Annotated in this window: 1 protein-coding gene; it reads right to left on the reverse strand. The window is 63.4% G+C overall.

What is annotated here, in order from left to right; translation table 11 throughout:
- Positions 1-257, reverse strand: a 257-nt coding sequence (locus tag B3E43_RS00610; RefSeq protein WP_292025950.1) for a hypothetical protein, incomplete at both ends; no start/stop codon positions are given.

Genomic DNA, 257 nt, shown 5'->3' on the forward strand with positions numbered 1-257 from the left:
GTTGGCGTCGTCGTTTTCCAGGAAGGGGATCAGGGCGGCGGCGACCGAAACGACCTGTTTCGGCGACACGTCCATCATGTCCACGTCGGCGCGGATCAGCAACTGGGAGTCGCCGTTGATCCGGCCCGGGACCAGCTCCTCGACGATCATGCCGTCCTTGAGCTCGATGTTGGCCTGGGCGATCGTGTATTTCGCCTCTTCCATGGCCGAGATGTAGACCACCTCGTCCGTGGCCTTGCCGTCCTTCACGCGCCGGT

Origin of the sequence: Brevundimonas sp. UBA2416, assembly GCF_002343105.1 — a bacterium.
In the GTDB taxonomy this organism is placed as follows: Bacteria; Pseudomonadota; Alphaproteobacteria; order Caulobacterales; family Caulobacteraceae; genus Brevundimonas.